Source organism: [Mycobacterium] fortunisiensis, assembly GCF_019050325.1.
Classification (GTDB): domain Bacteria; phylum Actinomycetota; class Actinomycetes; order Mycobacteriales; family Mycobacteriaceae; genus Mycobacterium; species Mycobacterium fortunisiensis.
Window position 1 is genome coordinate 470,370 of the sequence record NZ_VOMB01000002.1, and the last position, 6,460, is coordinate 476,829.

Genomic DNA, 6,460 nt, shown 5'->3' on the forward strand with positions numbered 1-6,460 from the left:
AGCTTATCGGTCGGTGCACAATAGGCCCATGACACGGATGGGTGATCTGTTGGGACCGGAGCCGGTCCTGCTTCCCGGGGACCCGGAGGCGGAGGACGAATTGGCCGCGGGCGAAAAGCCCGCCGTGGTGGCCGCCGCGCACCCGTCGGCATCGATCGCCTGGGCGGTGCTGGCTGAGCAGGCGCTCGCCGACGACAAGGCCGTCACCGCCTACGCGTATGCCCGCACCGGCTACCACCGCGGGTTGGATCAGCTGCGGCGCAACGGCTGGAAGGGTTTCGGCCCGGTTCCGTTCGCCCATGAGCCCAACCAGGGGTTCCTGCGGTGCGTGGCGTCGTTGGCGCGGGCCGCGGACGACATCGGCGAGACCGACGAGTTCCAGCGCTGCCTGGACCTGCTCGACGATTGCGACCCGTCGGCGCGCGGCGAGCTCGGCCTGGCCTAGTCCTTCGCTTCGCAGGAACAGTCTTCCGCCGCGTCGGGCGGCTCCACCTGAACGGTGGCGTGCGCCAGGCCCCGGGCATGCAGCACCGCACGGGCATCGTCGAGTACCCGGGCGGTGTCGGCGCTGCTGGTCAGGTGGGCGGTGACCATGTCCTTGCCGGGCACCAGCGTCCAGACGTGCAGATCGTGGACGCCGGTGACGCCGTCGACCGAGGCCAGCGCAGCCCGGAGTTCGTCGACGTCGATGTGCTGCGGGGAGGACTCGCTGAGGATCCGCAGGGCAGCCCGGGCCAGCGCGATGGCGCGCGGGAGCACCCAGAGTGCGACGAGCACGGCGACCACCACGTCCGCGTACGGCCAGCCGGTGGTGACGGTGACGATGCCGGCGATCAGGACGCCGATGCTGCCGACGGTGTCCGCGACCACTTCCATGTAGGCGCCCTTGACGGCCAGGCTGTCCTTGGAGTGTGAGCGCAGCAGCAGTACCACCACGGCATTGGCGGCCAGGCCGGCCAGCGCGACGACGATCATCGGGACGCCGGGCACGTCGGGCGCATTGCCCAGGCGCTCGACGGCCTCGTACAGGATGAATGCGGCGACGCCGAGCAGCAGGGCGGCGTTGGCCACCGCGGTGAAGACCTCGGCCCGGTGCCAGCCGTATGTGCGCGCCGGCGACGAGCTGCCGCGCCGCGCGAGCAATACCGCGGTCAGCCCCATGAACATGGCGACCAGGTCGGTGAGCATGTGACCGGCATCGGCCAGCAGCGCGATCGAGTTGATCAGCAGTGCCGTGACCAGTTCGAGGACGAAGAAGCCGGTGAGGATCGCGGCCGCGATGACCATCCTGCTGACGCGGGTGTCGCTGCTGTGGTGGCTGTGATCGTGGCCGGCGCCCATGCCGAGAATATATGCGTAAATACGCATATGTGGCAAGCGTCAGAGCCAGGCTGACCAGAACCGGGTCAACTGGCTGCCGATGGACACCAGTTGGCTCGGCACGCCGGAGACGTCGACGAACCAGAACACCACCGAGAAGAACCACCGGTTGAGCGCAGGCGTGAACAGCAGGATCAACAGGATGAACAGGCCCCACTGCTTGGCGGGCGCCACGGCCCGCTGCGTGTCGGGGCTCAGGTGGGGCTCCAGTGCGCCGTAGCCGTCCAGCCCCGGCACCGGTAGCAGATTCAGCACGACCGCGGTGACCTGGAGGAAGGCCAGGAACGCCAGGCCGGACCAGAACACGCCATGGCCCGGGTCGTAGAACGCCGCGACGATGCCCAGCAGCAGCGCCGCCAGCACCACATTGGCGGTCGGGCCGGCCAAGCTGACCAGGGTCTTCTGTCGGGCCGTCATCCACGAGGTCCGGACGTACACCGCGCCACCGGGCAGCCCGATTCCGCCCAGCGCGATGACCAGCACCGGAAAACCCAGGGACAGCAGGGGATGGGAGTACTTGAGCGGGTTGAGGGTCAGATACCCGCGCACTGCGACGTCGTGATCGCCGAATCGCCAGGCGGTGTAGGCGTGACCGAATTCATGCAGGCACAGCGACACCAGCCAGCCCGCGATCACCAGGATGAACACGCCCACATACGACAGCGGCTTGACGTTGTCGGCGGCCAGCCAGGCCAGCACCCCACCGGCGACAGTGAGCGCGACGACGGCCAGGAAGACCGGGCTGGGCCGTACCGACTGATGCATCGGGCGGATGTTCACGATTCGACGCTAGCCGACGCGCAGCCAACCCTCGGTGTGCCGGTAGAACGTGGAGCGACGCACCGTCCGCGGTGCGGGCACCCCGTCGCGGATGACTTGCGCACCCGGGGTGCCCAGTTGCGCGGCGCGTCCGACGACCCAGCGGTTCGGCCGGCCCCGCGCGGTGAGCAGGCTGGCGCGCAGGCCCGGCAGGTCCGAGGTGGGTTCCACCCGGACGCCGGGGGCTTCACCGTCGAACAGCACGCAGTCGTCGACGATGGCTTCGCCCTGTAGCTGCGCACCGTCGAGCCCGTGCCATTGTGCGGCGCTGACCAGCACCGTTCCGGTCTCGTCGCGGATCAGCGGGACACGCCGGGCCGGGGCGCGCAGCGCGCGCCGGGCCGACCAGTTGCCCGTGGCCGGTGCCACCTCGACGTCGAGCCGATCGGCGCGCAGCAGCGCGGTGAGCACCGCGGCCAGCTCGGCGTCGCCGCCGGTCACGACCACCCTGCGGTAGTTTCCGACATCGTCCATGTCGACCTGTGGCAGGCCGCGCAGCGGGCGCGGGACACGCGTCGCAGCGGCCACCGCAACCTCACCTGCGGTGCTCAAAACTGCTCCTCGAGGTCGGACAAATGGGTTCCTGGCGTGTGCTGGGATAAGGTGGCCTACCGGCTGCATCACATTAGTGCGGAAGATTAGGCGGGAGATTACGCCATGCCGGCAATCGTCCTCATCGGCGCCCAGTGGGGCGACGAGGGCAAAGGTAAAGCCACCGATCTGCTCGGTGGTCGCGTGCAGTGGGTCGTTCGCTACCAGGGGGGCAACAACGCCGGGCATACCGTCGTCCTGCCCACCGGAGAGAACTTCGCACTGCACCTGATCCCGTCGGGCATCTTGACGCCCGGGGTCACCAACGTCATCGGCAACGGCGTGGTGGTCGACCCCGGTGTGCTGCTCAACGAGCTGTCAGGCCTGGAAGATCGCGGTGTGGACACCGCGGGCCTGTTGATCTCGGCCGATGCGCACCTGCTGATGCCGTATCACGTGGCGATCGACAAGGTCGTGGAGCGCTACGCCGGCAGCAAGAAGATCGGCACCACCGGCCGCGGCATCGGCCCGTGCTATCAGGACAAGATTGCCCGCATCGGCATTCGCGTGGCCGACGTGCTCGACGAGCAGTTGCTGGCCGAAAAGATCGAGGGCGCACTGGAATTCAAGAACCAGGTGCTGGTCAAGATCTACAACCGTAAGGCGCTGGAACCGGCCGAGGTGCTGGAGAACCTGCTCACCCAGGCCGAAGGCTTCAAACACCGCATCGCCGATGCCCGGCTGCTGCTCAACCAGGCGCTGGAAAAGGGCGAGACCGTGCTGCTGGAGGGGTCGCAGGGCACGCTGCTCGACGTCGACCACGGCACCTACCCCTACGTCACCTCCTCCAACCCGACAGCCGGCGGCGCCGCCGTCGGATCCGGGATCGGGCCGACGCGCATCACCACCGTGCTGGGAATCCTCAAGGCCTACACCACCCGCGTCGGTTCGGGCCCGTTCCCCACCGAGTTGTTCGACGAGCACGGTGCCTATCTGGCCAAGACCGGCGGAGAAGTCGGGGTGACCACCGGCCGGGCCCGTCGCTGCGGCTGGTTCGACGCGGTCATCGCGCGGTACGCCACCCGGGTCAACGGCATCACCGACTACTTCCTGACCAAGCTCGACGTGCTGTCGTCGTTGGAGACGGTGCCGGTGTGCGTCGGCTACACGGTGGACGGCAAGCGCACCAACGAGATGCCGATGACGCAGGCCGACATCGCAAAGGCCGAGCCGATCTACGAGGAACTGCCCGGCTGGTGGGAGGACATCTCCACGGCGCGTGAGTTCTCGGACCTTCCCGCCAAGGCCCAAGATTACGTGTTGCGTCTGGAAGAGCTTGCCGGCGCACATGTTTCGTGCATCGGTGTGGGGCCGGGCCGGGAGCAGACGATCGTGCGGCGCGACGTTCTGGCCGACCGATGAGTGATGGGGCCAGTGAATCGGAATCCGTTTTCGAACAGCACGGCGGATTCCCGGTTTTCAAACCGGCTGAACCGGGTCCGGGTTTCGGCAGGTTCCTGACCGCGATGCGCCGGGTGCAGGACCTGGCTGTCTCGGCCGCACCCGACAGCGACACCTGGAACGACGCGGCCGACCGCGCCGAGGAACTCGTCAAGCTGCTCGATCCGTACCAGGCCGGCGAGGGTGTAGGGCCGGCCAACCGGGTGCCGTCATTGCCGGGTGCGGGCAGCCTGCTGATGCCGCCGTGGACCATGTCGAAGTTCGAGCCCGAGGGCGTCGAATTACACGTGCAGTTCAGTCGATTTCACGTCGGTGGCAACTATGCCGTGCACGGCGGCGTGCTGCCGCTGCTGTTCGACTCGGTGTTCGGGATGGTGATCCACGCCGCCGGCCGGCCGATCAGCCGCACGGCGTTTCTGCATGTGGACTACCGCAAGGTGACGCCCATCGACACCCAGCTGACGGCCCGCGGATGGGTGCGAGAAGCTGAGGGACGCAAGGCGTTTGTCAATGCCGAGCTGCGTGATCCGGACGAGAATCTGCTGGCCGAGGCGCACGGCCTGATGATCAGGCTGTTGCCCGGCCAGCCTTAGATGGCGGTACGGCCGCCGTCGGCCGCCAGTACTGCGCCATGGATGAAGCTCGCCTCCTCGCTGACCAAAAACCCGATGACCCTTGCGATTTCGTCGGGCTCAGCGACCCGTCCGGCCGGTGACCGCTTTGCCAGCGCGGCGAGTTGATCGGTGCCGTACTGCTCGGCGGTGCCTTCGGTGAGGGTGGGGCCAGGCGCCACGGCATTGACCCGCACGCCTTTGGGCCCGTACTCGGCCGCCCAGGATTTCGTCAGCAGGTTCAGCGCGGCCTTCGACGAGGCATAGACCGCCGACCCGGCGCTGCCCAGCATCGAGACCATCGTGCTGACATTGACGATGACGCCCTTTCCGCGTGCGGCCATGGTCGGGGCGATCGCCCCGACGAGGAAGAACGGGATCTTGACGTTGATGTCGTAGCAGGCGTCGAAATCGGCTTCCTGGATACCGGCAGTGGGGCCGAAAACCGCGATCGCGGCGTTGTTGACCAGAATGTCGACTTGGCCGGTCAGCTCGGCGGCGCGGTCTGCGAGTGTGCGGGCACTGGCGGCATCCGTCAGAGTGGCGCCCACAAAGTCGGCGGTGCCCCCGGCGTTGCGGATCTCGGTCACCACTTTGGCGCCGCGGTCAACGTCCCGGCCGCTCACCAGGACGTGTGCGCCGCGCTCGGCGAGAAGTGCTGCGGTGGCGCGGCCGATCCCGCTCGTCGCCCCGGTGACCAATGCATTTTTGCCAGTCAGTGACATCGCGTCATCGTAGATGCCACGATGACGCAGTGGTCCAACGACATCTGCACCGCTTGTCGACGCCGCGGGCTGCGGCGGCCGCCGGCGTGTTGTTCGCCGTGTTGTTCGGGGTTGCGCTGGTGCTGATCCGCACCGCGCTGCCCGAGGGCGCCGAACCCGGTTCCCAATGGATCGAAGGCGCGACCACACGACTGCGGGTGGCAGCCGTGGTGATGCCCTTCGCCGGTATCGCATTTCTGTGGTTCATCGGCGTGGTGCGTGACGGATTCGGACGTTTCGAGGACCGGTTCTTCTCCTCGGTCTTCCTCGGCAGTGGAATCCTGTTCCTGGCAATGATGTTCGCGTCGTCTGCAGTTGGCGCCGGCTTGATCGCGAGCAAGGCCGGAATGGTCGATGCCGCAGTGCATTCCGAGGTCGCCACCTTCGGGCAGATGCTGCTGATGGCGTTGAGCAAGACTTACGGGATCCGGATGGCGGCGGTGTTCATGATGTCGTTGGCCACGATCTGGCTGAAAACAGGTCTGATGCCCCGCGCGCTCGTCTTCACGACCTACCTCGTCGCGGCGATGCTGCTGCTCGGTAGCGAATTGAGCATGTGGTTGACGCTGGCCTTCCCGGCGTGGGTGCTTGCCGTCAGCGTGCTGCTCCTGGTCCGCGCTGGGGTCATCGATCTCCCAGGGGACGGCGAGAGTTCCGTCCGGCCCTGAGCTTGTGGTCTATCTGTCACCGATGTCCTGAGAGATCGGCCACTTTTGTCTGTGCCCGATGGCATAATCGAATACATGTTCGACAGTGATGGTGAAGGCGGTTCCGGGGCCGATGCGGGGGCTGGGCTGATCGACGCGATCACCACCGCCGCCCGGGCCGAATCAGCGGCCATCGCCGCCCGACTGGCCGCCATCGGCGAGTTGGATCTGCGCCGGGAAGCCGAAC

The 6,460-nt window shown here is 67.3% G+C and carries 8 protein-coding genes; 4 read left to right on the forward strand and 4 right to left on the reverse strand.

Annotated elements, in window-relative coordinates; translation table 11 throughout:
• Nucleotides 1-28 precede the first annotated feature (28 nt).
• Nucleotides 29-445: a DUF3151 domain-containing protein gene (locus tag FR943_RS02685; RefSeq protein ID WP_217154716.1), complete on the forward strand. Its 417-nt coding sequence runs from the start codon at nt 29-31 to the stop codon at nt 443-445.
• Here the strand turns inward: FR943_RS02685 and FR943_RS02690 are convergent.
• The 3 genes from FR943_RS02690 to FR943_RS02700 are packed head-to-tail and all read right to left on the reverse strand — an operon-like array spanning nt 442 to nt 2,673.
• Entirely contained in the window at nt 442-1,341 is a 900-nt protein-coding gene (locus tag FR943_RS02690) for a cation diffusion facilitator family transporter (protein WP_217154717.1), read from the reverse strand. The genes FR943_RS02685 and FR943_RS02690 overlap by 4 nt on opposite strands.
• A 39-nt stretch (nt 1,342-1,380) precedes the next feature.
• Nucleotides 1,381-2,160 carry a site-2 protease family protein gene (locus tag FR943_RS02695; protein WP_217154718.1) on the reverse strand — a complete coding sequence of 260 codons (780 nt, stop codon included), beginning with the start codon at nt 2,158-2,160 and terminating at the stop codon, nt 1,381-1,383.
• 9 nt (nt 2,161-2,169) lie between these two features.
• Nucleotides 2,170-2,673, reverse strand: a complete 504-nt coding sequence (locus FR943_RS02700; protein ID WP_246584790.1) for a hypothetical protein — start codon at nt 2,671-2,673, stop codon at nt 2,170-2,172.
• Between the two features lie 183 nt (nt 2,674-2,856).
• On the opposite strand from FR943_RS02700, the gene FR943_RS02705 reads away from it, so the two are divergent.
• Both FR943_RS02705 and FR943_RS02710 read left to right on the forward strand, forming a co-directional pair.
• Entirely contained in the window at nt 2,857-4,152 is a 1,296-nt protein-coding gene (locus FR943_RS02705) for an adenylosuccinate synthase (protein ID WP_217154720.1), read from the forward strand.
• Nucleotides 4,149-4,784: a PaaI family thioesterase gene (locus FR943_RS02710; protein ID WP_217154721.1), complete on the forward strand. Its 636-nt coding sequence runs from the start codon at nt 4,149-4,151 to the stop codon at nt 4,782-4,784. The genes FR943_RS02705 and FR943_RS02710 overlap by 4 nt, the downstream gene beginning before the upstream one ends.
• Here FR943_RS02710 and FR943_RS02715 read toward each other — a convergent pair.
• The gene (locus tag FR943_RS02715; protein ID WP_217154722.1) at nt 4,781-5,527 is read right to left on the reverse strand and encodes an SDR family NAD(P)-dependent oxidoreductase; all 747 of its coding nucleotides are present in this window, start codon (nt 5,525-5,527) and stop codon (nt 4,781-4,783) included. The genes FR943_RS02710 and FR943_RS02715 overlap by 4 nt on opposite strands.
• Nucleotides 5,528-5,556: 29 nt before the next feature.
• Between FR943_RS02715 and FR943_RS02720 the strand changes: the two genes are divergently transcribed.
• On the forward strand, nt 5,557-6,234 hold the full coding sequence (locus FR943_RS02720; RefSeq protein WP_308170430.1) for a hypothetical protein: 678 nt from the start codon (nt 5,557-5,559) through the stop codon (nt 6,232-6,234).
• Nucleotides 6,235-6,460 lie beyond the last annotated feature (226 nt).